Annotated in this window: 28 protein-coding genes; 14 read left to right on the top strand and 14 right to left on the bottom strand. The window is 62.3% G+C overall.

Translation table 11 applies throughout. The annotated features are described in order from the left end of the window. Positions 1–4: 4 nt before the first annotated feature. From AC07OO_RS23995 to hemP, 5 genes are all read right to left on the bottom strand, one after another. Positions 5–1,066 carry a FecCD family ABC transporter permease gene (locus AC07OO_RS23995; protein WP_495084682.1) on the bottom strand — a complete coding sequence of 354 codons (1,062 nt, stop codon included), beginning with the start codon at positions 1,064–1,066 and terminating at the stop codon, positions 5–7. Beyond that, complete coding sequence (locus tag AC07OO_RS23990; protein ID WP_495084681.1) at positions 1,063–1,986, bottom strand: heme/hemin ABC transporter substrate-binding protein; 924 nt, start codon at positions 1,984–1,986, stop codon at positions 1,063–1,065. The genes AC07OO_RS23995 and AC07OO_RS23990 overlap by 4 nt, the downstream gene beginning before the upstream one ends. After that, positions 1,974–3,056: a hemin-degrading factor gene (locus tag AC07OO_RS23985; RefSeq protein WP_495084680.1), complete on the bottom strand. Its 1,083-nt coding sequence runs from the start codon at positions 3,054–3,056 to the stop codon at positions 1,974–1,976. The genes AC07OO_RS23990 and AC07OO_RS23985 overlap by 13 nt, the downstream gene beginning before the upstream one ends. Before the next feature lie 13 nt (positions 3,057–3,069). Then, positions 3,070–5,268, bottom strand: a complete 2,199-nt coding sequence (locus AC07OO_RS23980) for a TonB-dependent hemoglobin/transferrin/lactoferrin family receptor (protein ID WP_495084679.1) — start codon at positions 5,266–5,268, stop codon at positions 3,070–3,072. A gap of 84 nt (positions 5,269–5,352) precedes the next feature. After that, positions 5,353–5,574 carry a hemin uptake protein HemP gene (gene hemP / locus AC07OO_RS23975; protein WP_495084678.1) on the bottom strand — a complete coding sequence of 74 codons (222 nt, stop codon included), beginning with the start codon at positions 5,572–5,574 and terminating at the stop codon, positions 5,353–5,355. Between the two features lie 166 nt (positions 5,575–5,740). Here hemP and AC07OO_RS23970 point away from each other — a divergent pair, with 166 nt between their 5' ends. From AC07OO_RS23970 to AC07OO_RS23945, 6 genes are all read left to right on the top strand, one after another. Continuing rightward, positions 5,741–6,511, top strand: coding sequence for a tetratricopeptide repeat protein (locus AC07OO_RS23970; protein WP_495084677.1), 771 nt, complete (start codon positions 5,741–5,743; stop codon positions 6,509–6,511). A 159-nt stretch (positions 6,512–6,670) separates the two neighbouring features. Beyond that, positions 6,671–8,980, top strand: coding sequence for a TonB-dependent receptor (locus AC07OO_RS23965; RefSeq protein WP_495084676.1), 2,310 nt, complete (start codon positions 6,671–6,673; stop codon positions 8,978–8,980). Positions 8,981–8,999: 19 nt separating this feature from the next. After that, positions 9,000–9,683 (top strand): Fe2+-dependent dioxygenase, encoded by a 684-nt coding sequence (locus tag AC07OO_RS23960; RefSeq protein WP_495084675.1) that lies wholly within the window; start codon positions 9,000–9,002, stop codon positions 9,681–9,683. A 26-nt stretch (positions 9,684–9,709) separates the two neighbouring features. Further along, positions 9,710–10,333, top strand: coding sequence for an energy transducer TonB (locus AC07OO_RS23955; RefSeq protein WP_495084674.1), 624 nt, complete (start codon positions 9,710–9,712; stop codon positions 10,331–10,333). A gap of 46 nt (positions 10,334–10,379) precedes the next feature. Continuing rightward, complete coding sequence (locus AC07OO_RS23950; RefSeq protein ID WP_495084673.1) at positions 10,380–11,096, top strand: MotA/TolQ/ExbB proton channel family protein; 717 nt, start codon at positions 10,380–10,382, stop codon at positions 11,094–11,096. 18 nt (positions 11,097–11,114) lie between these two features. Then, positions 11,115–11,537 carry an ExbD/TolR family protein gene (locus AC07OO_RS23945; RefSeq protein WP_495084672.1) on the top strand — a complete coding sequence of 141 codons (423 nt, stop codon included), beginning with the start codon at positions 11,115–11,117 and terminating at the stop codon, positions 11,535–11,537. A gap of 41 nt (positions 11,538–11,578) precedes the next feature. Here the strand turns inward: AC07OO_RS23945 and AC07OO_RS23940 are convergent, their stop codons facing one another. Beyond that, a complete protein-coding gene (locus AC07OO_RS23940) occupies positions 11,579–11,986 on the bottom strand; it encodes a GlcG/HbpS family heme-binding protein (RefSeq protein ID WP_495084671.1) in 408 nt (135 codons plus the stop codon). Between the two features lie 301 nt (positions 11,987–12,287). On the opposite strand from AC07OO_RS23940, the gene AC07OO_RS23935 reads away from it, so the two are divergent. Both AC07OO_RS23935 and AC07OO_RS23930 read left to right on the top strand, forming a co-directional pair. After that, positions 12,288–12,995, top strand: coding sequence for a Bax inhibitor-1/YccA family protein (locus AC07OO_RS23935; RefSeq protein ID WP_495084670.1), 708 nt, complete (start codon positions 12,288–12,290; stop codon positions 12,993–12,995). A 133-nt stretch (positions 12,996–13,128) separates the two neighbouring features. Continuing rightward, positions 13,129–13,500 carry a hypothetical protein gene (locus AC07OO_RS23930; protein WP_495084669.1) on the top strand — a complete coding sequence of 124 codons (372 nt, stop codon included), beginning with the start codon at positions 13,129–13,131 and terminating at the stop codon, positions 13,498–13,500. Between the two features lie 24 nt (positions 13,501–13,524). On the opposite strand, the gene rlmD is transcribed toward AC07OO_RS23930, so the two are convergent. The 5 genes from rlmD to surE form a co-directional block, all read right to left on the bottom strand. Next, a complete protein-coding gene (gene rlmD, locus AC07OO_RS23925) occupies positions 13,525–14,985 on the bottom strand; it encodes a 23S rRNA (uracil(1939)-C(5))-methyltransferase RlmD (protein WP_495084668.1) in 1,461 nt (486 codons plus the stop codon). 73 nt (positions 14,986–15,058) lie between these two features. Next, complete coding sequence (locus tag AC07OO_RS23920) at positions 15,059–16,099, bottom strand: sigma-70 family RNA polymerase sigma factor (RefSeq protein ID WP_495084667.1); 1,041 nt, start codon at positions 16,097–16,099, stop codon at positions 15,059–15,061. Positions 16,100–16,109: 10 nt separating this feature from the next. Beyond that, complete coding sequence (locus AC07OO_RS23915; protein WP_495084666.1) at positions 16,110–17,048, bottom strand: peptidoglycan DD-metalloendopeptidase family protein; 939 nt, start codon at positions 17,046–17,048, stop codon at positions 16,110–16,112. An 11-nt stretch (positions 17,049–17,059) separates the two neighbouring features. Further along, on the bottom strand, positions 17,060–17,911 hold the full coding sequence (locus AC07OO_RS23910) for a protein-L-isoaspartate(D-aspartate) O-methyltransferase (RefSeq protein ID WP_495084665.1): 852 nt from the start codon (positions 17,909–17,911) through the stop codon (positions 17,060–17,062). Next, the gene (surE, locus tag AC07OO_RS23905) at positions 17,908–18,690 is read right to left on the bottom strand and encodes a 5'/3'-nucleotidase SurE (protein ID WP_495084664.1); all 783 of its coding nucleotides are present in this window, start codon (positions 18,688–18,690) and stop codon (positions 17,908–17,910) included. The genes AC07OO_RS23910 and surE overlap by 4 nt, the downstream gene beginning before the upstream one ends. A 166-nt stretch (positions 18,691–18,856) precedes the next feature. Between surE and AC07OO_RS23900 the strand changes: the two genes are divergently transcribed. From AC07OO_RS23900 to mobA, 6 genes are all read left to right on the top strand, one after another. Continuing rightward, complete coding sequence (locus AC07OO_RS23900; RefSeq protein ID WP_495084663.1) at positions 18,857–19,831, top strand: NADPH:quinone oxidoreductase family protein; 975 nt, start codon at positions 18,857–18,859, stop codon at positions 19,829–19,831. A gap of 126 nt (positions 19,832–19,957) precedes the next feature. After that, positions 19,958–20,731, top strand: a complete 774-nt coding sequence (locus AC07OO_RS23895; RefSeq protein ID WP_495084662.1) for a substrate-binding periplasmic protein — start codon at positions 19,958–19,960, stop codon at positions 20,729–20,731. 31 nt (positions 20,732–20,762) lie between these two features. Then, complete coding sequence (locus AC07OO_RS23890) at positions 20,763–21,398, top strand: hypothetical protein (protein WP_495084661.1); 636 nt, start codon at positions 20,763–20,765, stop codon at positions 21,396–21,398. Between the two features lie 57 nt (positions 21,399–21,455). Continuing rightward, on the top strand, positions 21,456–21,848 hold the full coding sequence (locus AC07OO_RS23885) for a nuclear transport factor 2 family protein (RefSeq protein ID WP_495084660.1): 393 nt from the start codon (positions 21,456–21,458) through the stop codon (positions 21,846–21,848). A gap of 15 nt (positions 21,849–21,863) precedes the next feature. Continuing rightward, a complete protein-coding gene (locus AC07OO_RS23880; protein WP_495084659.1) occupies positions 21,864–22,193 on the top strand; it encodes a TfoX/Sxy family protein in 330 nt (109 codons plus the stop codon). A gap of 18 nt (positions 22,194–22,211) precedes the next feature. Continuing rightward, positions 22,212–22,811, top strand: a complete 600-nt coding sequence (mobA, locus tag AC07OO_RS23875; RefSeq protein ID WP_495084658.1) for a molybdenum cofactor guanylyltransferase MobA — start codon at positions 22,212–22,214, stop codon at positions 22,809–22,811. 79 nt (positions 22,812–22,890) lie between these two features. On the opposite strand, the gene AC07OO_RS23870 is transcribed toward mobA, so the two are convergent. From AC07OO_RS23870 to AC07OO_RS23860, 3 genes are read right to left on the bottom strand one after another with little or no spacing between them, the layout of a single operon-like run. Further along, complete coding sequence (locus AC07OO_RS23870; RefSeq protein ID WP_495084657.1) at positions 22,891–23,583, bottom strand: CatA-like O-acetyltransferase; 693 nt, start codon at positions 23,581–23,583, stop codon at positions 22,891–22,893. Continuing rightward, positions 23,580–24,314 (bottom strand): YceI family protein, encoded by a 735-nt coding sequence (locus AC07OO_RS23865; protein WP_495084656.1) that lies wholly within the window; start codon positions 24,312–24,314, stop codon positions 23,580–23,582. The genes AC07OO_RS23870 and AC07OO_RS23865 overlap by 4 nt, the downstream gene beginning before the upstream one ends. Before the next feature lie 22 nt (positions 24,315–24,336). After that, a complete protein-coding gene (locus AC07OO_RS23860; protein WP_495084655.1) occupies positions 24,337–25,527 on the bottom strand; it encodes an MFS transporter in 1,191 nt (396 codons plus the stop codon). Between the last annotated feature and the right edge of the window lie 9 nt (positions 25,528–25,536).

The raw sequence follows: 25,536 nt of genomic DNA, 5'->3' as shown, positions 1-25,536 counted from the left end.
GGCATCACCCGATCCGCCCACGGGCGCCGCGCAACAGCAACAAGAAAAAGGGACTGCCCAGCAAGGCCGTGAATACGCCAACCGGTATCTCCGCCGGGATGGCCACCGTGCGGGCCAATGTGTCAGCCAACAGCAACAGAAGGCCACCCACCAGCATGGACAGAGGGATCACTTGCCGCTGGTCTGCACCAACCCATATGCGAACCAGGTTCGGAGCGACCAGACCAATGAAACCTATCATCCCGCACCATGCCGCGGCAAACCCCGCCAATACGGCCACCAGCACAATAACGTTGTGCCGCAGGCTCTGCACTTCGACACCCACATGGGCGGCCGCGGCCTCTCCCAGGGCCAAGGCATTCATAGACTGCACCCAGCGGCGGGCCAACCACCCGGCAACCGCCAGCAAGCCTGCCAACAGCAGCACCAAAGCCCAACTGGCACCGGCCAAAGAACCCAAGGTCCAAAACGACAGGTTGCGCAACTGTTCGTCATTGGCCAGATAGGTGCACAAACCGATGACGGCCGCCGCCATGGCATTCAGTGCGACCCCGGTCAACAGCAGCCCGGCAATCGAACCCGGTGTCACCCAGCGAGCGACCCCATCGAGCGAAAAACACACGCCCAGCGCGCCAGCAAATGCCGCTGCGGGCAGCAGCCAAATACGCCAGGCCAGGTGCACAGGCCAGTTGAAGCCTGCAAACACCACGATGGTGAGCGCGACCGCGCACGCAGCGCCTGCACTGACGCCCAGCAGAGCCGGGTCGGCCAATGGATTGCGAAACAGGCCCTGCGTCAACGCGCCAGCCATACCCATGCTGGCACCCACCAGCACCGCGAACAACGCCCTGGGCAAGCGGATATTCCACAGCACATAGCTGCCTGCCGATGCCGTTGGCTGGTCTGCCAACCCCAGCACGGCCAGCCAATCCTGGCCCTGTACGGGCACCGCACCACATTGCACAGCCACGACGATGCTAGCGAGCACCGCCGCCAGGAGCAAGGTCGCGGGGCGCGCCTTGTCCAGTTGTAAAAAAGGGCGCAAATGCAGAGACACTGCGTTCATGAACGCATTGCCTTTGCAATTGCCGTATCCAAACCGGATACCGCCGCGGGTAAGCGCGGCCCAAAGCCCAGTAGAAACGTGGCTTCCAGCGCAATGACACGCCGGTTGCGACCTGCAGGGCTTTGTGCGAGCCCTGGCAGCTTGAGAACACCGTCGATACCGCCCGCCGCCTGCAGGCCTTGGTCGGTCAGCAAAATCACATCCGGTTGCGCGGCAATGGCGGCCTCCGGCGTCAACGGCTTGTAGCCCGTGAAACCGGTGATGGCATTGGCAGCACCCGCATATTCCAGCATGGCCTGCGCACTGGTCGCCTGCCCTGCCACCATGATCTGGGTCGGTGCGTGGGCCAGTACAAAGACGACCCGGACCGGCTTGGTGGTGCGCTGCGCTATCGGCGCGCGCGCTTGAGCCCAGTCTTTTTGCAGCGCTTGCTGCATAGCCGTGGCTTGCGCGGTGCGCCCCGTCAACTCGCCAACCCGCTTGATGCGCTCCAACAGCCCTTCGAATTGGTGGTTGGCCGCCAACACCGCCACCGGCACACCGGCGGCCGTCAACTGCCGCAAGACCGCCGGTGGTCCGGCATCTTCGGTGGCGATAAGCTGCGTGGGGGCCAAGGCCAACACACCCTCCGCGGACAGCGTGCGTGCGTAGCCCACGCTGGGCAGCTTGAGAGCCTGGGCGGGATACAGCGAGGTGGTGTCCACACCAACCAATTCGGCCTGGGCATCCAGTGCGTAGACAATCTCGGTCAAGGCTCCGCCTACGCTGACAAGGCGCCGCGTGGTTGCCGCCTGTGCTGGCACAAGGCCCCCGACCAGGCTGACCGATGCCAAGCCACCCATGCGTAACAAAGCTGCGCGGCGCGAAGCGTTCCCGCTACCGACCCGATCAGCGTCGTCGTGGGGGCTCAGGCGGCGCATGGCTGCGTCTCCTGTTGGATGGCGTCCATCAGCGCGCGCCATTCGCACAGCTCCGGCTTTCCGGGCTTGCGTTCGCCAAAGAACATGGCGATGGTCTCGCCCTGGGCGTCGAATAGCTCCAGGGATGTGACCAACCCATCCACGGTGGGCTTCTTCACCACCCAGGCGCTGGCAATGTGGTCTTCGCGCAGGTGCAGATTGAACCCCGGGTCCAGCACATTGACCCAAGGTCCCATGGCCACGATCTTTTTGACAGGGCCTGAGTGAATCTGGATCATGCCGGGGTTGCCGACAAACGCCATGATGGCAACGCCTTCGGCTGCGGCCGCCTGCAGCAGGCTCTGGCAATCGTCCACATCCACCTGCTGCACATACTTGGCCTCGGCCAGGCGCAGGGCCTGGGTGCGAGAGACAGCAAAGTTCTTCAGCAGACCGAAGAATTCATGCGTGTCGCGTAGCGAATCCCAGGCGCGACGAAAACCGGCAACGTCGATATCCGCATCGGCACGTTCGGCGGCCTTGGGCTCCGCGGGCTGCACCGCAATGCCGGTGGCTTGGTCTCCTGCCGAAAAGCGCACTACCAGCCCCACGTAGGCCGCCACATCGCTTTGCGGCTTGAGGAATATCTTGTGGATGGCAACGCCCGCCGCATCAAAGAACTGCAGGCTGCGCTGCACGCCCTGCTCGGTCTGTTCGGACACGGCAAAGCCGTGCGCCCACTGCTGGTAGAAGACCCGCAGATCAATCTCGCCACCCAGTACGAGGCCCATTTGACCGTGGTGGCTGGCTTTGCGGTAGACGCCGGTCTTCTCATGCACGCACGAGGCATTGCGCGTCAGCGCCATCACCTCGCCCAAAGGCTCCAGCGATTCGATGATGGCCGCCCACTCCGGGCGCAGGCGGGTGGCCAGCAGGATGGCCTTGGCATCGCCATCGGACAAGCCCGCATGCGCGGCGATCAATTCGCCCTCGGAGATTTGGAGCGTTTCGGCGATATCGCGGTGGCGTGCTTTGCTGGCGCGTCGCATCTGGGCAAAAGTTTCGCGAATAGCGTGATAGGTGTCGGACATGGAGGTCTCCTCTTTAGAAGTCGTAACGAACGGAAACTTGAGCGTTGCGTCCAGGCGCGGTATAGGCGTCCTTGGCGTTGCTGTTGTCCGCCAAGCCGCTGACATCGGACCAGCGCCAGTACTTGGCATCCAGCACGTTGTTCAGATTGGCGTTGAGGGTCAGGTTACGCACAGGCTTCCAGTACAGCCCCAGGTCCAGCACGGAGTACGCGCCGGGTGCGAATGGCGTAGCGGCGGCGGGCGCAATGCGGCTGGCCTCCTTGCCCTCGCTGTAGGTCACGTGGGCCTTCCAGCCCCATTGGGCGTCGTCGTATCGCACACCCAGCACGGCCTTGAGTGGCTGCACGGTGTCCAGCGGCGCGCTCGCGCCATTGGTTTCGCTGTCGCCCCGTGCCGAGGCCACACCGGCATTGGTCGTCCAGCGGGCGTCCAGCTTCCATTCGGCACGCGCCTCCCAACCTTGGATACGCGCATTGGCCAGGTTGATGTACTGGAACACGGTGGGGTTGGCCGGTGTTCCCGCACCACCCACCACTTGCTGGCTGATGAAGTCCTGGTAGCGGTTATTGAATGCCGCCACCGAGTAGCGCAGGCCACCCAGCTTGCCGCGCAAACCCACCTCCAAGCTGTCTGCGTTTTCGGCTTTCAGGTTGGCATTGCCGATACTGGTGTAACCCGAGGCCAGGTTGGTGAATCCGTTGTTGACCTGGTCCGGTGTGGGTGCACGGAAGCCCTTGGCGATCTGCCCATAGGGTGCAAACCCAGGGCTTGCCTGCCAGACCAGGCCCAGGCGCGGCGTTGCAGCCTGGCCGGACAAGGTGGCCACGGCGCCGCCAGTGTAGCCAGCCGTAGATGGCGCCAACTCGTAGCGGTCAAAGCGCAGACCGGGAATGACACTAACGGCACCTGCCTCGATTTCGCTCTGGATGAAAGCGCCACCCAGTGTGTAGGTGGTGTCGGGGAAGGGTTTGGTCGGAAAGGTTTCGCCAAAGGGCGCCACCGTGCCGTCCCGCACCCCGCTGACATCGGCACGGCTCCAGTCCAGGCCATAGCTCAGCTTCTGGTTGAGGCCACCTGTGAGATTGGTTTCCAGTAGTGTGGACAGGCCCACGACTTTGGTCTGAAAGCTGTTGTCCCGCGTACGGTCAGCAGCAGTATTGCGGTCTTCAACCGCGAATTGGTTGACCTTGGAATCTTGCCAATACACGCGGGTTTCGGCACGCTGCACCAAGGAGGCGTTCAAGTCCAGGAAGCGGTGCTCCAGCGAGAAACGGTCGCGGTCAACTAGGTCGCGGGTGTCCAGATCCAGGGTGCTGGTGGAGACCAGCGGCGGCACCGAGCGCGCCGAATACACCTCGGTGTTTTGCCGGCGCTTCTGGCTTTCCCAGCTCACGCCCAATTGTTGCGCGGCATTCAGCGCCACGCTGGCCTTGGCCAGCACATAGCGATTGTTGTAGTCCACGGGGTTGGGGGCGGTGCGGTTGGCGTTCTGCGCCGCGTTGTCACCCTTGTTGGCCACCTCATGGCCTTGGCGGAAACTGCCCAGCAACAGCCCTTGCCATGCGCCGCTGGCGCCCGAGACGCCCACGGTGTTGGCCCAGGAACGATCCACCTCGGCATAGCTGGACCGTACAAAGCCACCGACCGACTCGCCCGGCTTGCGCAGATCGGCCGGATCCAGCGTGCGAAAGCTCACAGCACCAGCCAAGCCGTCACTGCCAAACTGGGTGGATGCCGGGCCACGCAAGACTTCCACGGTCTTGAGACCATCCACATCCACGAAATCGCCACGCCCGGTGGCAAACGAACCGAACGAGAAGCTATTGGGGACGCGAACGCCGTCCACCATCATCAGCACCTGGTTGCCTTCGAGGCCGCGGATATTGATGCCCTCATTGCCCGCACGCCCTGTGGACGCACCAGCTGCAGTAAAGCGCGTGGGAGCCGCTCGCACGGCTACGTCCAGCTCATTGCGGAGCACATCCTTGATATCGCGCGCGCCGTCCTGCTCAATCTTGGCGGCAGGCGTTACGGTGACGGTGTTGGGAACCTTGTCCACGCGGCGCTCGGTGCGCGTGGAACTGACCGTGATTTCACTGAGACGGGGAATATCTGCCTCGGCGGCAGGCGGTGTTGTTTGTGCTGTTGCGAGGCTGGGAGCCAGCCCCCAGGCCATTCCTAAAGCCAATGCGATTTGCGTCTTGCGCAGCATAGTGAGTCCTAAAAATTGATTTAGGCACTGGCTGGCTTCGGCTGGCTGGTGCGGGATTTTTGGTGATTGGGGCGCTTGCGCTCCTTACTTCGTCAGGATCAGCTTCCCCAGTGCGGTCTGCCGCAAGCGGTACAGAGCGCCACGGTGTTCGATTTCGATCTCATTGGCACCAGAAGAAAACAGGGTCTGGCTGGAGATGCGCGCCGGCCCCGTGGCTGGCATTTCCGGGCCAGGCGTCGGATGTGACGACTGCAGCTCTAGCGGCACGCCCTCATCAACAGAAGATGCGATTGAATTGCTTTGCATCTATTCATTGTAAATGCGAATTGTTCTCATTTAAGTAAAATATTTATCTGCGACGGTTTTTTTGTTGTCGACGCATCCGTATCTAGACACCCATCCGCAAGCAACCGGCCTGGAACGCATACCTTTAAGCTGGCAAAATTGAGAATAGTTCTTATTTATGAATTCCATGCCCGCTCTTTCCCAGCCTCTCCCCGCTTCCCTGGCCGATCTGCAGCGCATGAAGCCCGAAGACTGGCAAGCCATCATTGCAGGCGCGCCCAAGACCTCCGCCCGCTGGATGCAAGAAGGCGCGAATCTGGGCCATGCCGACGCGCAAACCGTATTGGGTCAATGGCTACTCAATGGCCACGGGCTGGAGAAAGACCCTGCGCAGGCCCACGCCTGGTTCTTGAAGGCCGCACTGCAGGGCCATCCCATGGGCATCAATATGGCAGGCCGTTGCTTTGAGAATGGCTGGGGCTGTGAGGTTGACCATTTCGTGGCCGCCAACTGGTACCGCCAAGCCGCCCATGCGGGCCTGGACGCCGGCATGTACAACTACGCCAACCTGCTGGCCGCTGGCAAAGGTGTGCCGCAGAACCACGCGCTGGCACTGGAGTGGTACCGCAAGGCCGCCGACCTGGGCCATGCCAAGTCCATGACCAAGATAGGCCACTACTACGAAGACGGCCGGGTCGTTGAAAAGGATGAAGACGCCGCCTTTTTTGCCTTTGGTGAAGGCGCACGCGGCGGCGATTTCCGCGGGCAGTTCAACTTCGCCAGCATGCTGGCCGCACGGGGCCATATGGATGAGGCCCTGGTGTGGCTGCGCAAGGTGCCGCTGACTGCGACACCTGGCTACCGCCGCCAGGCTGGAGAAAAGTTGCTGCAATCCCCCCACCCTGCTTTCCGCGCCATTGGCCAGCAAATGCTGGACGGCCTGGAACCTGCCCCATAAAAGCACGCTGCGCTGCAAAAAAAGATAGCACGCAGCGCAAATGACAACGATTCGCATTTAGAATACTGCCAACCCCTTTCCGCCAGCCAGTCCGTGTGCGGTGCGTGATGCGCCATCCGCGGCTTTAGCCAGCCATCAACCTCAGACCGAACCCGCAGTATGTCCAAAACCCAAGTGCGTAAACGAAACAAGGCCCTGGCCCTCACCAACATTGCGATAGCCGCTAGCAAATCCGTAGCAGACACCAGCTACGCCAAGCACCTGCCACTGGGCGCCCTGCTGTTGATGGGCTCATTGGGTGCCGTAGCCCAGACCGCGAACAGCAACTCCACTGAGAAGACGCTGAAACCCGTCGTCATCAAAGAAAAAGCGGAAGCGCCCGAGGGCAAAGACTCCGTGCGCGCCACCAGCACCTCCATCGGCAAGGGCAAGCAAGAGTTGCGTGACATTCCCCAGTCCGTGACCGTGGTCACCGAAAAGCTGATTGATGACCGCAACCTGGACACCCTGAAAGACGTGTTGCACAACACCGCCGGCGTGAGCTTCCAAGCTGCCGAAGGCGGCGAAGAAGACATCCGTCTGCGCGGCTTCTCCCTGTCCACCACCGGCGACATCTTTGTGGACGGCATGCGCGACCCCGCGTTCTACGACCGTGACACCTTCAACAACGACCGCATCGAAGTGCTGCGCGGATCGGCCTCCATGCTGTTCGGCCGCGGCTCCACGGGCGGCGCCGTCAACCAGGTGAGCAAGGCACCCCGCACCTTCAGCCAGAACGAAATCAGCACCACGATCGGTGACTTCAACTACCGCCGCATCACCGGTGACTTCAACATCCAGACCGGCGACGACTCCGCTGTGCGCATCAACGCCATGGCCACCAAGGCCGACAACAATGGCTCCGGCAGCAGCATCGATAAGAAGGGCATTGCTGCCGCCTATGGTTTTGGCATCGGCACTGCCGACGAGTTCCTGGTCAGCGTATATGGACTGGACAACAAGAATGGCATGAACTACGGCCTGCCCTGGATCAAGCCCACGGCCAGCGCGCCCACATCGGCCACCACCGTCAATGACAAGCTGGACCCCAGCGCCTACTACGGCATGGCCAGCGACTACAACTACGGCACCGCCAAATACCTCACCGCCAGCCATACGCACCGCTTCCAGGACGGCGCCGAGCTGAAGACCACTTTGCGCAAGGGCAACTACACCCGCGACCAGCGCGCGAGCACCGTGCGCTTCTGCCTGCGCAGCACCAATGCCACTACCGGCGTGGTGACCAATCCCCAGTGCCCGACCAGCGTGGCTTTGGATACCTTCGGCCCCTCCACCATCTTCAACCGCGGCAACAACCCCAAGATCCAGGACCTGGACTCGTTGTATGGCCAAAGCGACTACAGCCAGAAGTTCACCGCGTGGGGACTCAAGCATGAGCTGTTGACCGGCATCGACTTCGCCCGCGAAGCCAAGAACGTCTACGCTGCATCCGCCGTGACCAAGCCCACCACGCTGGCCGGTATCCCGTTTGATGGCGCGGCCATCAACGAAGCGGCTCGCACGATCACCCGCAGCAGCGCATTTGAAGCGCAAAACCTGGGCGTCTACGCACAGGACATGATCCAGGTGGCTCCCGCATGGAAGGTGTTGGGCGGCCTGCGCTACGACAGCATGCGCGGCAACTTTGACAACATCAATACCGTTGGCGTCATCACTTCCAAATACGAACAAACCATTGGCGATTGGAGCCAGCGTTTTGGCGTGCTGTACCAGCCCAACGAACTGAGTTCTTACCACTTCTCGTGGGGCACTTCGTTCAACACTTCGGCCGACACCTATTCCTACAGTGCCCTGAGTGCCAATACGCCGCCCGAGCAAAGCCGTAACATCGAATTCGGTGCCAAACTGGACTCGTCCGACAAGCGTTTCAGCACCCGTCTGGCCATCTTCCAATCGACCAAGTTCAACGAGCGCAATACCGACCCTGACTCGGCCGCCACCGCCTTCCTGCTGTCCGGCAAGCGCCACAGCAGCGGTTTTGAAATGGACGTCAGCGGCCACCTGACTCCGCAGTGGGAAGTCTTCGGCTCCTACATGTGGATGCCCGACGCCGTCATCGATGTGGCCGCACCCACTGCCGGCCCTGGCGATGCCCAAGGCGAGCGCCCTGCCCTGACGCCGATCCACAGCGGCACTGTGTGGACGACTTATCAGCTCACGCCCCAGTGGCGCGTCGGCGCAGGCATCAACTTCCGCGGTGAACAATCGGCCAATCGCAACCCCGGTTGGAATGCACCCGCCTTCTCCACGGTGGACCTGTTGACCGAATACACCTTCAGCGAGAAGGTATCGCTCAAGGGCAATATCACCAACGTGGGCAACAAGCTCTACGCCGATGCGCTGTACACCGGCCACTACGTCCCCGGCTCGGGCCGCAATGCGCAACTGACACTGAACCTGAAGTTCTAAGTCACCAAGGCCCCACACCATGCTGCTCCATCTGCCCCAAGTTCTGACACCCCAAGAGGTGCAAGAAGCGCAAGCGCTGCTAGCCAGCGCGCCCTGGGCAGATGGGCGCAAGGGTGCCGGTGAGCAGGCACGCCAGGTCAAGAACAACGAGCAGCTGGACCACAACTGTGCGGAGGCCCAGCGCATCCGTGCAATGGTGCTGCAGGCCTTGGAGCGCAACCCGTTGTTCTTCTCGGCGGCTTTGCCCAAGCGCGTGTTTCCACCGCGGCTGAACCGCTATGGCGGTGACAGCAACTACTACGGCAACCACATCGACGGCGCCGTGCGCTACATGCCCGAGAGCGGGCAGCGCGTGCGTACCGATGTGTCGTGCACGGTGTTCTTGTCCGATCCCGATAGCTATGACGGCGGAGAGCTGTGCATTGCCGACACCTATGGTGAGCAGGCCATCAAGCTACCTGCTGGCCATATGGTGCTGTACCCCGGCACCAGCCTGCACCAAGTCAAACCGGTCACACGGGGCCACCGCCTGGCCTGCTTCTTCTGGATCGAGAGCATGGTGCGCAGCGACGAACAGCGCCGACTGCTCTACGAGTTGGATATGAACCTGCTGGCGCTACGCCAACGCCATGGTGAAACCGACGAGACCACGGCGCTGACCGGCGTGTACCACAACCTGCTGCGCATGTGGGCAGATACATGATCCCGTTTTCAACCTTCAAGCCTTCTATGAGCCGCAATGTACGCATAGTCGCCATCGTCCTGCTGCTGCACGTGGGTGGTCTTTGGGCCTTGCAGGCCGGCCTGCTGCGCCGTGTCGTCGAAGTGTTTGTGCCTGCACAAATGATCGTCGAGATGCAGGAGCCGGCCGAAACGCCACGCCCCCCACAGCCCACGCCTGTGAAGGCCCAGGCCACGCCCGTGCAACAGCCGGTGCCACTGGCCGTAGCCAAGCCGGCCCCTGAACCTTCACCGATTGCACCAGCGCCGGTGGAAGCGGCCGTGAACCCAGTCGTTGTCGAGAAGTCTGTTGCCGTGGCACCAGCACCTGTTGTGGCCGCGCCCCCCAAGATTGAGCTGCCCTCCAGCGATGCCGACTACCTCAACAACCCCCGGCCGCCCTACCCGCCTGTCAGCAAGCGCCTGCGCGAGCAGGGCAATGTCATCATCCGCACGCTGATTGGGGCCGACGGCACGGCCAAGGAAGCCTCCATCGCAAAATCCAGCGGCTTTGACCGCCTGGACCAGACCGCACTGGCCACCGCGCTCAAGTGGCGCTATGTGCCGGGCAAGCGCGCCGGCGTGGCAGAAGCCATGTGGTTCAACGTACCGTTTAACTTTGTTCTTGAATAGTCAAGCCCAAGACTGACTAAGCACCCCGCATTTTTTTGGAGTATTTATGGATTCGCAAATCGGATTGGTCGCCGTATGGACCCAAGGTGACTGGGTCACCAAATCAGTCGCCCTGTTGTTGCTGGCCATGTCCCTGTCTTCGTGGATCGTCATCCTCATCAAGGCGCTGGACGTCATCAAGTACAAATCCTTGGCCAAACGCACCGAAGAGTTCTGGCACAGCGCCGACTTTGCCAACGGCCTGGCTGAGCTAGGCCCCCAGCAAGGCAATCCGTTTGTGCAGTTGGCCGTGTCCGGCCGTGAGGCTACGGCCCACCACCGCCATACCCAAACCCAGCTGCATGACACGCTGGACATCAGCGACTGGGTCAGCCGCACACTGCGCAACTCCATCGATGACAGCACGGCCCGCTTCCAAAGCGGCCTGGCAGTGCTGGCTTCCGTGGGTTCTACCGCTCCCTTTGTTGGTCTGTTTGGCACCGTCTGGGGCATCTACCACGCGCTGATGGGCATTGGCGTTTCGGGCCAGGCCACACTGGACCAGGTTGCCGGTCCTATCGGTGAAGCGCTGATCATGACCGCCCTGGGTCTGGCTGTGGCCATTCCCGCCGTGCTGGGCTACAACGCCCTGGTGCGTGGCAACAAGTCCATCCTGACCAAACTCAACCGCTTCGCCCACGACCTGCATGCCTACTTTGTGACCGGCGCACGCGTCGGCAACAACCCGGCCGACGGCAAGATCGTTGCCATGAAGAAGGCCTAGGCCCAAGGAAGAAATACTATGGCATTCGGAATGCAAGAAGCGACCAGCGACGACGATACCGAGGTCATGAACGAGATCAACATGACGCCCCTGGTGGATGTGATGTTGGTGTTGCTCATCATCTTCATCATCACCGTGCCGATCATGAAACATGCGGTCCAGGTGGAACTGCCCAGCGCAACAGCCCAGCGGCAAGAGGTCAAGCCCGAGACCATCCAGCTCAGCGTGGATGCCCAAGGCGCGTATTTCTGGAACCAGAGTGCCGTCGCACCCGATGCGCTGATTGGCATGCTGGAGGCAGAAGCCAAGAAAGAGCCCCAGCCCGAGCTGCACATCCGCGGCGACAAGGCCGTGCGTTACGAGTTTGTCGCGCAGGCCATGGCCTCAGCCAAGCAGGCCGGCCTGCGCAAGATCGGCTTCATCACCGAGCCGAAACACTAAAAGAGCACTAACCGAGCGGAGTGGCGCTTGGGCTGGAATGGTTACAGCCCGAGTGCCGCAATGCCGGCTTTGGCAATCTGCGCGTCTTCGCTCGATTTGACGCCGCTCACACCCACAGCACCCAGGCATTGGCCGTCCTTGAGGATCGGTACACCGCCTTCGAGCATGGCGTCCAGGTCTGGCGCGCTCAGGAACGAGACGCGGCCGCCGTTGATCATGTCCTCATAGATCTTGGTCTCGCGGCGCCCCACGGCGGCGGTGCGGGCCTTGCCGGGCGCAATATGGGATGAGATGGGGGCGGCACCATCCAGGCGCTGGAACCACAGCAGATGGCCGCCATCATCGACGATGGCGATGCTGACCGCCCAGTTGTTCTTCAGGGCCTCGGCTTCTGCAGCAGCGGCAATGGTTTTGATATCCGACAGTTCGAGTGCAGATTTGGTTTTCATGGAATGGGGCTCCGTATTCTTGTTGGGAAAGCCTGCAAGCATAACGCGGCGAAGGCGCCCCATTGCAACCCGCCGCGCACAACTGCCCTGCGCAAAAAGCAATGGGGCGTCGCGGGTGACCCTTGTGGGCACATAGCCACTGGACAACATAGATAAGTGCTTGGCGCCCAAAGCCACTTTACAAGCCGTACACAACGTTTACACTCCGCCAGTGATTGGCTTTCGCTTGTTGAATCGCCAGTACAACCGCAGTCCGGTGCCACGCACCGGACACATTTTGAGCATTTTTCTGGAGCATAAATTGCAAGAACAATACGCAGGGGGTCCCGGTGAGGGATCGGTCGGAACCAGCCGCGCCGGGTTTATTCGTGCAACCTATACCTATTTGTCTGGCGCCATGCTGGCCTTTGTGGTCATTGCCGGTGTGTTGCACCTGTCGGGTGTCGGTAATGTGATGTTGCGCGTGCTGAGCACTGGCCGTTTCATGTGGCTGGGTTTCCTGGGCGCCTTCATGCTCGTGGGCTGGTTGGCCACCCACATGGCTGACAACGCCGAGAGCAACCAGAAGCAATTGGTTGGTCTGGGCATTTACGTGGTGGCCGAGGCCTTCATCTTCTCGCCGCTGTTTGCCTTGGCTACCAAGGTGGCGCCCGGCTCCATCCCAGCCGCAGGCTTTGTGACGCTGCTGCTGGTGGGTGGCCTGACCTGGACCGCCTTCACGACCAAGACCAACTTCTCCTTCATGGGCGGCTTCCTGCGCGTAGCGGGCATGGTGGCCCTGGGCGCCATTGTGGCCAGCGTGATCTTCGGCTTCTCGCTGGGCATCTGGTTCTCGGCTCTGATGGTCTTGTTTGCTGGTGGCTGTGTACTGTATGACACCTCCAACATCATCCACGACTACCCCGTGGACCGCCCCGCCGGCGCTGCCTTGCACCTGTTTGCGTCCATCGCGCTGATGCTCTGGTACGTGTTGCGCATCCTGATGTCGCTGGCTTCGTCCAACGACTGATAGCAGGCCTGGTTTCCAGGTTCAACCCCATAAAAAAGGCCCTTTTCGGGCCTTTTCTTCTTTCAAACCGAGCGATCATTCAGGCTATGGTCACTTTGGCCGATAAGAACCCAGACCGACACCCCACTCCACGATGACCGTTGCACGCCTGCTCTTCCTCTCTCTGGCTTTGTTGCCGCTGGCTGGCTGCGACAAGCTGGAAGCCATGCTGGCCGATCCCCGAGTCGCCCAGCGCATTGCGGACTCCAAGGCCATAGGCAGTGCCTGCCGCTACGGCATGCGCAGCATCGAAGACTGCTACGCGCTCAACGAGAAGGCCTCCAAGGCCGCCGTCTTCGATGGCTGGAAGGAGATGGACCAGTACATGCGCGACAACAAGATTGAGGGCGTTCCGTCCAAGGGCATCAAGCCCTCAGCATCCACGGAAGAAATCATCGAAGAAAAGGCCAGCGACGCCAAGGACAGCAAGCCCGCCAAACCCAACAAGGCCAAGGGCGGGCACTAAGCCCCACCCTGGTCTGATCGCGCTTTAGGCCACCAGGTCAAAGACCGCAATGCTCTCCACATGGGCCGTGTGGGGGAACATATTGACCACGCCGGCTGCCGAGCACTTGTAGCCGCCCTCTTGCACCAGCACGCCGGCATCGCGCGCCAAGGTGGCCGGGTTGCAGCTCACATAGACGATGCGCTTGGGCGGCGCCCAGCGCTTCTCGGCATCCGAGGCCACGCCCTCGGCCACGCGCTGGCGCACGCCGGCCAGTGCCTGCACCAACGCGAAGGCGCCTTCGCGCGGTGGGTCCACCAGCCACTTGTCGGCCACGCCATCCGCAGCCAGCACCTCGGGCGTCATGTCGAACAGATTGCGCGCTACGAATTTGGTAGCTGCCAACTCAGGTTTCCCGGGGGCTACAGCCTGGTTGAGCTTAAGGTTCTCGCGTGAGCGCGCCACCAGGGTCTCGGCCCCCTCGACGCCCAGCACCTCGCGGGCCTGCGTGGCCAGCGGCAGCGTGAAATTGCCCAGGCCGCAGAACCAGTCGATAACCCGCTCCTGCTTGCCCACAGCCAAAAGGCCCAGCGCACGGGTCACCAGCACGCGGTTGATGTGGGGGTTGACCTGGGTGAAGTCGATGGGCCTATAGGGCATGGTGATGCCGAAATCTGGCAGGGTATAGGCCAACTGACCGGTCTCGTGGCCAGGCAACTCGTCCAGGCGGTGCACCGAGTCCAAACCCTTGGGTTGCAGCCACCATTGCAGGCCCGGGTGAGCGGCTGCAAACTGGCGCAGGCGATTCAGATCGGCGTCGCTCAAGGGCGTCATGTGGCGCAGCACCATGGCCGTCACATTGCCCACGCCGCCAACCACATCGCCCACGGCCAGCTCAATTTGCGGGCAGGCCTCTACAGCCTCCATGGAGGCAATCAGTTCGCGCAGCGGCATCAGCATGGCGCTGACATGCGGAGCCAGCACGCGGCATTCCTTCATGTCGGCTACGTAGCGGCTCTTGCGTTCATGGAAGCCCACCAGCACCGTGCCCTTCTTGCGCACGTGCTTGACCGACAACCGGGCGCGGTAGCGGTAGCCCCAAGCCGGGCCTTCGATGGGGCGCATCACGTTGTCAGGCTTGACCTTGCCGATGTGCCAGAGGTTGTCTTCCAGTACCCGCTGCTTGACGGCCACCTGGGCCGCCACGTGCAGGTGCTGCATCTTGCAGCCGCCGCAAGCACCCTCGTGCAGGCCGAAGTGCGGGCAATCCGGGCGCACGCGCTGCGACGACTCGCGGTGGATTTCGGTCAGCGTGCCTTTTTCGAAACTGTTCTTGGAGCGGTGGATATTGGCGCTGACGGTCTCAAAGGGCAAGGCGCCATCGATGAAGACCACCTTGCCATCGGGCTTGTGGGCCACGCCCTGGGCTTCCAGGTCCAGGGCTTTGACGCGGAGCCAGCCCTCGGGCAGCGGCTTTTCGGTAGAAATAGGGGTCGTGTCTGTCATACCTGAATTGTCTCAGGTCAGGGAAGGCTGCTGATCAGTTGGGGAGAGCGCTATAAGTCTGTCCCGCGAAACCTCACATTAACGATTGGCGGGTAATCCCCCGGCGGGTCAGGTAACGCTTGAGTTTGAGCAAAGCCTCGTTCTGCACCTGGCGCACGCGCTCGCGTGTCAGACCCAGGCGCAGGCTCAGTGTGTCCAGCGTCTCGGGGTCCTGGTCGTGCAGGCCAAAGCGGCCCTCCAGCACGGCGCGTTCGCGGTTACTGAGGGTGCCAATCCACTCCTCCAGCAGCAGATCGACTTCGTGGGACAGCGTCACATCTTCGGGTGCCAGCGTCAACTCGTCCACCAGGCCGTCGCCCAGGGTCTGGTCATCGCCGGTGCGGTCCAGCGTGGCATCCAGCGAACGCGGCGCCTCGGCCATGGACAGCAGATCGGCCACATGGTGGGTGTCCTGGCCCAAGAGTGCGGCGATGTCTTCCACGCGTATGCCCTCGGGCCGCTTGGCCACCAGTTCGGCGTCGTTCTCCAGCAGGCGGCGGGCCCGCAGCACGTGCTGCAATTCGCGCACCACATTGACTGGCAAGCGCACTGCGCGGCCCTGGTACATCAGCGCGCGGTCCACCGACTGGCGTATCCACCAGGTGGCGTATGTCGAAAAGCGAAAGCCCCGCTCAGGTTCGAACTTGTCGATGGCGTGCATCAGGCCCAGGTTGCCCTCCTCCACCAAGTCGGCCATGGGCACGCCGCGGCCCATATAACCCTTGGCGATGCTGACCACCAGCCGCAGGTTGTGCTCGATCATGCTCTGGCGGGCCGCGAAGTCACCGGCACGGGCACGGGTGGCCGTGGCAAATTCTTCTTCCGGGGTAAACAGCTCGGTGCGGCGCACACCGCGCAGGTACAGCGACAGCGCATCGCCCGACTCATCGACGCTGGCGGCATCACCGTTGCCGGCATCCGGGCTTATCAACTCCAGTGCCTGCAGTGCTATTGAATCAGTAGCTAATGACGCAGATTCCTCAAGGGCTGGAATGCTATCCGACTCTCTGATCATGCCCGCCAGCCCATGGTCGGCAGGGCTGCTGCCGAATCCATGGTTGCGGGGCTTTCTCATGTCACACCCGTTAGCGCGATGGCAAGTATTTGGAGGGGTCGACCGGCTTGCCTTGGCGGCGCACTTCGAAGTGCAGCTTGACGCGGTCTGCATCGCTATTGCCCATTTCGGCAATCTTCTGGCCCTTCTTTACCGCTTGGTCTTCCTTGACCAGCAGGGTCTGGTTATGGGCATAGGCCGTCAAATACGTGTTGTTGTGCTTCAGGATGATGAGGTTGCCATAGCCGCGCAGGCCGGCGCCGGCATAGACCACCTTGCCATCGGACGAGGCCAGCACCGGGTCGCCGGCGGCACCGCCGATGTCCAGGCCCTTGTTCTTGGCATCGTCAAAACCTGCCAAAACGGGGCCGCTACCGGGCCAGATCCAACCCAGGTCGTCTTCGCTGGCAGCCGCAGTTGCGCTGGCCGCTGCCGCAACCGGAGTGGCTCCCGGCGCGGAAGCCGGCTTGGCTGCAACAGAAGCAGGCGCCGATGCCGGGCTGGTCGCTACCGCACCGGGTGCAATCGGCGTGGCGGTGGCCGAACTACCGCTCACCGGCTTGGCCACGGCCACGCCGCCGTCCGAAGTAGCAGGGGTCGCAGAGGCCGTAGACGATGATGACGAAGCTACAGGCGGGCTGATGCGCAAGACCTGACCAATCTCGATACGGTTGGGGTTCTCCAGGTTGTTCCAGCGGGCAATGTCCTTGTGGCTTTGGCCTGTTTCCAGGCCGATGCCGATCAACGTGTCCTTGGGCTTGACGGTGTAATAACCTGCCTTGCCTGCATTTTCAAAACCGGGGGGTTGTTTGACGGGCACCGCTGGCTGCGGCGCAACTTCCACCTTGTTGGAAACCGAAACCCTGTCTTCTACCGGCGCGTGGTTGATGGGCCTGGAGCCGCAGGCGGACAAAACCACCACCGACACCATTGACAGCCCAAACAAGCCTAAACGCAAAAACCCATACATAAGCACTTCCTTCAAGCAACACCTGATTTTAGGGGGACAAAATGCACAGCTTCCAAAAGGGTCTGCCGCACACCCTGCGCCGTTTTGTCCAGCACAAGCAAGGCCTGTGCCCCGCCAGCCGAACCCGGCGCGCCCACCGTGACCACAGGCGCCACCAGACGCCCTCCGACCGCCAACTGATCCACCCAGGCCTGGGGCACGGCCTCACCCCCGGCCGCGGCGATGATGGCAGCGTAGGGCGCCCCTTTGGGATAGCCCACCATACCATCACCGAACAAAAGGTGCAGATTGGCCAGGCGCAAGTGGCGCAAATTGTCACGCGCGCGGTCATGCAGACCGCGCAGGCGCTCGATGCTGTAGACCTCGGTGGCCAGGCAGCTCAAGACCGCCGCCTGGTAACCGCAGCCGGTGCCGATCTCCAGCACCCGGCCCAGCTTGCCGCTGTTGCCGTTGCGCAGCAGCTCCAGCATACGCGACACCACACCGGGCTTGGAGATGGTCTGGCCCAGGCCAATCGGCAAGCTGGTGTCTTCATAGGCCTGGTTGATCAGCGCGCTGTCCACAAAGCGGTGACGCTCAATCGTTCCCATCGCGGCCAGCACATGGGCATCGCTGATGCCCCCGGCTGCCAGCTTTTGCACCATGCGGGCGCGCACGGCGCTGGATTCCATGCCATGGCCTTGCGGCGCGGCTACGGCGGGCTTGGGCACTGGCTTTTTGCCCGGCGGCAGGCTTGTTGCCGTCTTGGGCATGGTTGGCGTGGCCACGGGCACCACCGGTGGCGTGGGTACACCATGGGCACTGGGCCGGTTCTTGGCCAGCGTGGTGTCCAGCCGGGCGGGGAACGAGGGGCGTTGTTTCATGGTGCGCCAACACCTCCCCCAAAACTTCCCAGACGTGCCGCCGTCTGGGCCCAATAACCCAGGTTGTCGTGGTCGGTCAGATCGATCTTCAGCGGCGTGATAGACACATGGCCCTGGGCCGTGGCGTGGAAATCCGTGCCCTCGGCATCGTCCTTCACAGGGCCGGCCGCGCCTATCCAGTACATGGTCTCGCCGCGCGGGCTCTTTTGCTGGATGACTTTTTCCGCAGCGTGGCGCTTGCCCAGGCGGCACAGCTTGGTGCCGCGGATCTGCTCATAGGGCAGATTGGGGATGTTCACATTCAGCAAAAACGGGGAATCGGTGATCAACTGGTTGTGCTGCATGGACTGCACCAGCTCACGCACCTTGCGCGCGGCACTGTCCAGATGGTGCCAGTCTTTTTCTACCTGCGAGAAGGCAATGGCCGGGATGCCGAACAAGAACCCCTCCATGGCCGCGCCCACGGTGCCGGAGTAAATGGTGTCGTCCCCCATATTGGCGCCATTGTTGATGCCTGAAACGACCAGGTCGGGCCGGTAGTCCAGCAGGCCGGTCAGGGCAATGTGCACGCAGTCGGCAGGCGTGCCATTCACATAGCGAAAACCGTTGCTGGCCTTGTGCACGTAGAGCGGCGAATGCAGGGTCAGCGCATTGGATTTGGCGCTGTTGTTCTGCTCGGGTGCGACCACCTCTACCTCGCCCACATCCTTCAACGCCTCGTACAGCGCCATCAGGCCAGGGGCCAGGTATCCATCGTCATTGGAAATGAGAATTTTCATACATCTTGGGGGGTTGAAGGACCATTGTAGGGGGCCACAAAGAACACCCCATGTAACCGGGCCGCGTCGCCCCAGAGACATTTTTTGCAAGGCCTGGGGCCTATCATCCGCCGAGACATGGACAACCCGTGGGACAGCCCGTCCCCAATAGATGAGGAACCGATTTATGCACGCCTGGCTTTGCGAAAACCCCACCGGTATCGACGCCCTGAACTGGAAAGAACTGCCCACACCCGCGCCCAAGGCGGGTGAGGTGCTGCTGGAGATCAAGGCCGCCAGCCTGAACTTCCCCGATATCCTGATCGTGCAAAACAAGTACCAGATGAAGCCCGCCCTGCCCTTTGTGCCGGGTTCGGAATACGCCGGCATCGTGCAGGCCGTGGGTGAAGGCGTGACCCACCTCAAGGTCGGCCAAGCCGTGGCCTGCCTCAGCGGCACTGGCGGCTTTGGCACCCACACCATCGCCCCCGCAGCACTGTGCATGCCCTTGCCCCCCGGCTTCCCGATGGTGGATGCCGCAGCCTTCATCATGATCTACGCCACCTCCTACCACGCGCTGGTGGACCGCGCCCAATTGAAGGCCGGCGAAACCGTGCTGGTGCTGGGCGCCGCTGGCGGCGTGGGCACGTCGGCCATCCAGATCGCCAAGGCCATGGGCGCCAAGGTCATTGCAGCCGCCTCCACACAAGAGAAATGCGACCTGTGCAAGAAGATCGGTGCCGACGCGACCATCAACTACACAACCGAAAACCTGCGCGATGCACTGAAGGCGCTGACCAACGGCAAGGGCCCGGACGTGATTTACGACCCCGTGGGTGGCGACTTTGCCGAACCGGCCTTCCGCTCCATTGCCTGGCGCGGCCGTTACCTGGTGGTGGGGTTCGCCTCCGGCCCCATTCCCGCGCTGCCCTTCAACCTGGCGCTGCTCAAAGGCGCGTCCATCGTCGGCGTGTTCTGGGGCGACTTTGCGAAGAAGGAACCCAAGGCCAACGCCGCGATGATGGGCGAGCTGGCCCAGTGGTACGGCCAGGGCAAAATCAAGCCCGTCATCGACCGCACCATGCCCATGAATGAGCTCAAGGCCGCCTACGCCCACATGGGCTCGCGCGGCGTCATGGGCAAGCTGGTGATGGTGAACTAGGCATTCCCTGAGATTGGTACCGGTGCAAGCCGGTGCCTGTAAAAAATAATTGCGGCGCGCGCGCGGATAGAGCGTGCAGAATCACGGGGGTTGGAACGGCAAACCCGTGATTCAGGACTCCAAGCAATGCCCAAACTGCTGAGCCTCGCCCTAACACTCGCCCTCGCGTCGGGCTATTGCCTGGCGGCCGACAAGATTCGCATACGGGTCACCGAGTTTGCGCCCAACTACTTCCAGCAAGACGGCCATTGGCGCGGCCTGGATGTGGAACTCGCCGAGGCCGTGGTCCGCGAGGCGGGACTGGAGCCCGAGTTCAGCGACCTGCCCTGGTCCCGCGCGCTGGCCTCCATGCAGGGCGGCGAACTCCATTTGATGATGAACCTGACCCGCACGCCGGACCGCGAGGTCTTCATGCAGTTCTTCGGCCCCGAGCGCATGTCCAAACGCGTGCTGGTGGTACGCCGCCAACATCTCGATCTGAAGATCGAGTCGCTGGACGATCTGGCCAGCGCCGCGCGCAAGACCGGCCAGTTATTCGGCATCCAGCGCGATGCCAAATACTCCGAAGAGTTTGACGCCCGCCTCAAGTCCGACCCGCAGTTCGCGCTGGCCTTCGAGTACGTGGTCAAGGGTGCGGTCATGGGCAAGATGCTGGCCGGCGGCCACACGCTAGGGTTTTTTGAAGACGAAAACTACGTGGCCTACCAATTGAAAAACAACCCGGATTTCAAGGACTTGGCCATACACCCGTTTTTGCTGGCCAGCGACCCGGTCTTCTTCGGCGTGAGTCGGCGCTTCGATGCCGCCAACACCAAGCGGCTGGAAGAGGCCTTTGCCAGGCTGGAGCGCAATGGCAGCCTGGCCAAGATCAGGGCCCGCTGGGGCCAGGCTGACAAGTAGCCAAGGTGACCCACCCATGGAGGAGCGCCCCATGTTCGTCAAGCGCTGTGTCTGCGGATGGCTCATTGCCCTCTTCCTGGTGGCAGCGGCCCGCGCACAAGACGATACCGCCGGCACAACCGCCCCCGCCACGACATCATCAGCCACCACCGGCGCACAACGATTCATCCCTGTGGAACTGTGGACCGGCGCCGAATGGGATGGCAGCCACGAGCTCAAAATGAACCCGGCTCGGCTTGCGTTCGGCAATGGTGGACGAAAGACCATAGCCGGCCCTATGCCCTGGACGCGGCCGAGCACCGGTGAAACGCTGCAGGTCTATGAGCGCAACAACCAAGGCAAGAAGCAATTGTTTACGCTCTCGTCCCGCAGCGACGGATTGGGGCGCGTATTCGACTCCCGTTATGGCCGAGACTGTGTCGACGAGGTGAAGTTCCCATTGGGCTTGTGGAGCGACGGTGAAACGCGGGTGTTTGACGTCCAGTGCAACGGCGGCACCTTGCGGCGCACCATCACCTTGACGATCGAGAAGCTGGATTTCTCCTACTGGGGCGCGCCGCACTCGCTGCAGTTTCATTGGGTGGTCGACGACGGCAAGGCCGCGGGCACCGACATGCGCTATGTCTACAGCCCCGGTCGCGGCCTGGTCTGGGTCGAAGGCGACTAGAAGGGAATCCACACCTGCTGCATACTTGCCGGCTGCACACACACCGGAGCACCCACCATGACCGACGCGCTGGCCCGCAACACCCACAACGCCAAAGCGTTTTACGAGCTGATGTTCAACGACTGCCAGCCCGCCAAAGCCATAGCCCTCTATGCCGGCGACCACTACATCCAGCACAACCCCCATGTGGCCGACGGCAAGCAGGCTTTCATTGACTACTTCGAGCGCATGGCCAGGGATTACCCTGGCAAGCGCGTGCACTTCAAGCGCTGCGTGGCCCAGGGCGATCTGGTGGTGCTGCACTGCTACCAGGAGTGGCCCACTGACGCCAACAAGGACTGGGCCGGCATAGACATCTTCCGCTTTGACGACAACGGCAAAATCGTCGAACACTGGGACGTGCTGCAGGTCGTTCCAGCAGAATCGGCCCACACCAACGGCATGTTCTGAACCAGAGACTCCCCCATGAGCGCAAGCACCGAATTCGTCCACTTCGTCCGCGAACTACTGGCGCCCCTGGGCCCCTTGAGCGACGGCAAATTCTTTGGGGGCCACGCCCTCAAGTACCGGGGGCGGCAGTTCGCCATGGTCATGGGCAATACGCTGTACTTTCGGGTCAGCGATGCAACACGCCCCGACTTTGAGAAACGCGGTGCCAAGGCGTTTTCCTATTCCACCAAGACAAAGCTCGTCCAGGTACGCAAATACTTCTCGGCCCCCGAAGAGTTGTTTGACGACCCACAGCAGATGCTGACCTGGGCCCGGCAGGCCGTTGACGCGGCAGCCCAGGCTTAAGCCCACGGACCCTTCAGCATGGACGGCATCACCGGACTGATACTCGCAGGCGGGCGCGGCAGCCGCATGGGCGGCGTGGACAAGGGCCTGACGCTGTTGGACGGCCAGCCCATGGTGCAGCATGTGTTGCAGCGCTTGCAGGCCCAGGTGGGCCGCGTACTGGTCAACGCCAACCAGAACCTGGACGCCTATGCCGCGCTGGGCGTGCCAGTCTGGCCCGACGCCATGTCCGGCTTCGCCGGGCCGCTGGCCGGGCTGCAAACCGGGCTGCTGCACTGCGAGACGCCCTACCTGGTGACAGCGCCCTGCGACTCCCCGTTTTTGCCCCATGATTTGGTAGTGCGCCTGGCGCAGGCTTTGCACGCGCAAGAGGCCGAAGTCGCCGTGGCGGTGACGGGCACAGGCGCCGCACGCCAGCCGCACCCGGTGTTCTGCCTGGTTCAGGCATCACTGTTACCGCATCTGAACCAGTATTTGCAAGGCGGTGGCCGCCGGTTCGAAGCCTGGTACGCCAGCCTGCGCGTGGCCGAGGTGCAGTTTGCCGACGAAGCGGCGTTTCGCAACATCAACACGGTGACCGAGCTGCAGCAGAGTCAAAAAAATACCCAATTCAGGTAACTTGCAACTGCCTACGAATAAAATTGGGCCTTAGCCCTCGTCGGATATAGGTAAGTAGCTATAAAAACAATAGCACAGCCTATTCCACCTGGCGGACTTTTCCTGCTCCGGCACCCTGCAACCACACCTCGGGCGCCAACAAGGCGGCTTCAAAGCCCTCAAAGAACCGGCCCACGTGCAGACCGTCCATCAGCGCGTGGTGCACCTCCACCGACAGCGGCATCCATTGGCGGGGGCCGTCGGCGTCGATGCGGCCGAAGGCGATCTTGGGGATGGAGTCATTCGGCCCCCATTGGCGTGCGTTCGAGTAGCTGCTGAAGTGCACCCAGGGCAAGGTTGTCATGTGCACGGCTGCGGTCTCGTGCTTGTTGGGCTCGAAGGGCGCGTTGTGCAGGCGGCCGTTCGCCAGCGCATGCCCGCCTTGCGCGCAAAAGGCCGCGTAGTCGCGGTTGTGCTCCAGCGTGGCAAAACCGAAGGAATCGTCGTCGCGCAGCACGGTGGTGCTGCCATCCACAGCCGCGTGCACGCGCACGCGATCGCCCTCCAGCCGGTAGCGGAACGGCGCAACCTCATTGGCCAACCGTATGGCAATGAAGTGGTAGGCCAGCGACAGGCTGCCCACGCCCAGGTCCTTGACGGCCTGCTTCAGTAGCGCCACATCCAGCCGCGCACAAAGGCTGAAGCTGGGGATGTCAAACCCGCGGAAAAAGTCAAAGGCAGACCGGCGGTGCCAGGTGTCCAGGTCCAGGTACTCTGGGGCTGGGGCGCTCATGGCGCGTCTCCAGATAGCGTGAATTCGACAACGATTTCGTCGTGGACGGCGAGTATGCCGCCAAACACCGAGAAGGACTTGATGCCAAAGTCGGATTGCCGCAGCACCAGCGCGCCCTGCACGCCCAGGTGCTCAGGCAGGCCGGTGACGGTCAGCGGCACCCACATCTCGCGCGTCTGGCCGTGCAGTTCCACGGCGATTTTGGCGGCGAACTTGGGTACCTCACCCACGATCTGCAGCGACCGGATGCGCAATTCTGGAAAGCGCGCCGCCTGGAAGTTGTTGTCGCCCAGCATGTTGTTGCGGGTGCTGGCCCGGTCTTCGGCCGAGATGGCAGAGGCAAAGGCCGGCCCCAGCGCGGCACGGTGCTCGGGGTCGTCCAGCGCCAATTGGTCCAGGCGGAACGCCAGGTCAAAGCGCGAGGCCCCAGGGCCCTCTGGCGCCAAGCTAAAAAACCCCTGGAACTCGGGCGCCGACAAGACATGGTTGTGGCCAAACTTGGCCGCCTTGCCGGCGCGGAAGCCATACATGCGCAGTGTGGAGGCCTTGGGGTTCAGCGTGAACACGCGACCGCCGGCCGCGCGCAATTCGGCATAGGTCTGAGCCAGGTCAAGCGCTGGCCGCGCTACCGTGGCCTCCACAGGTTTGCTGCCGGACTCTGGTGGTGGCACCGGGGCGCTGGCGCAGGCTGCTAGCAGGGCGCAGACCGCAATCGATTGCAGAGTTTTCATGGTCACCTTCCGAATGGAGAAATCAGGGAATACGGTACACCGCCGACACCCGCGTACCCAGCACCGTCAACAAATGGGCGCCAGCGCAGGCACTCAGCAGCCAGGCCAGTGGCAAGCTGGCCGTCATCACACCCGACAGCACCAGCGTGGCCGGCATCAGCAGCTTGAAGATGGAGCCGGTCAGGCCCGATATGCGGCCTATGTACTGGCTGGCGGTGCTCTCCTGGCGGTAGCCCCAAATGCACACACTCCCGACCACGCTGCCAAAGCTGGCACCTACCAGAGCCAGCAACAGCAAGGGCAGGCTGTCGCACCAAGCCAGCGAAGCTATGCAGGCCGCCTCCAGCAGCAGCTCCATGGCCATCAGGCGGCCCAGGCCAAAGCGTTTGCGCAAGCGGCTGCAGACCAGACCGCCCACCACACCGCCGATGCCAGCCAGGCCATAGAGCAATCCCAGCTCGCCCAGACCCAATTGCAGTTGGTCCCGCGCGCGGAACAAAAAGATGACGTCGACCACGCCCTGGCTGCCATTGATCAGCACCACCAGCCAAGCCATGTGCCACAGCGGGCGGTTGTCCACCAGCACACGCCAGCCGGCGCGCCATTCGGCCCAAAAACTACCGGGGTTTTGCACGCGCTGCTGCAGCCGCAGATCGCGCAGCAACCAGGCCGACAACAGCATGGCCAGCATCGGCAGCCACAGACCCAGCTCCAGCTTCCACGCCATCAAGCCACCGGCCATTGCGGGACCGAGCACGGCAAACACCTGGCCAACAACGGTCAGTTGCGCAGTGGCGGGCAGCAGCAGTTCGGCTGGCAAGATTTCCTTCAACATGCCCATGCGGCAGATGGCATACAGGTAGTTCAGCGTCATCAGCACAAAGGCTGTCACAAAGAAGAATGGCAGGGCCGCAGCGCCCTGGTGCAGCATCAGAGCCTGGGCTCCCATCAATACCACCATGCCGGCAATGGCCAGGCGCGCCCAGCGCCCGCGGTCTATGCGGTCCACCCACACGCCGATGAACATGGCCAGCAAGAGATTGGGCAGCAACTCCACGGCCCGCATCGTGGTCATGGCGGCGGCCGAGCGCGTCAGTTCATACAGGATCAGCGGCATGCCCAACTGGTAGATCTGCGTGCCCAACGTAAAACTGGTGGTGGACGCAAATATCCGGCGGAACTGGCCGTGGCCCCACAAGGAAACATACGACATTGATACCTC

This window comes from Rhodoferax sp. GW821-FHT07G04 (genome assembly GCF_059418585.1).
This window is presented reverse-complemented; position numbering and strand designations above follow the sequence as displayed.